This window comes from Cyanobium sp. NIVA-CYA 375, assembly GCF_056108345.1.
The window spans coordinates 1-565 of record NZ_JBSYHW010000409.1 but is presented as its reverse complement, the minus strand read 5'-3'; the positions used below and the strand labels follow the sequence as shown (position 1 = coordinate 565).

Sequence of the window (565 nt, the reverse complement as noted above, 5' to 3'; positions counted from 1 at the left end):
ATGGGGGCGAGCCATGTCACGCTGGAACCGGGCGCGTGGTCGAGCCAGCGCCATTGGCACGCCGGGCAGGACGAGCTGCTGGTCATGCTCGAAGGCGAAGCGGTGCTGGTCGAGGACGACGGCGAAACGGTGGTCCGCCCCGGCGACGTGCTCGCCTGGCCTGCGGGCGCGCGCAACGGCCACCACCTGCAGAACCGGAGCGATGCCGCCTGCGTGTTCGTCGCCATCAGCGCGGGCACGCGCGAGGGCGACAGCGGCGAGTACCCGGACATCGACATGGTGTTCGACGCGGAAGGTTACGCCCGCAAGGATGGTTCGCGGTACGAGACCAAGCGTGTGCCGTGAGGCCCGTCGCCTCGTGAATAGGTCCCTTATTTAACTCCCCTCCCTCAAGGGAGGGGAATCGGAGAGGCACCCTATTGCCGCTCGGGCACCGGCACCGGCAGCGGACCCGGGGCAAACGCCTCGTCGAGCAGGCGTGCGATCCTGAGGCCGGCCTGCAGCACCCGCTCGTTGGCGACCGGAATTGCTTGCTCGATGTCCTTCTGGCTCAGCGCGGTTTCGC

The 565-nt window shown here is 68.5% G+C and carries 1 protein-coding gene; it reads left to right on the top strand.

Annotated elements, in window-relative coordinates; all coding sequences use genetic code 11:
* The coding region (locus AC01FP_RS18855; RefSeq protein ID WP_474482467.1) for a cupin domain-containing protein at window positions 1-345 on the top strand (345 nt) is incomplete at its 5' end.
* Window positions 346-565: the final 220 nt, after the last annotated feature.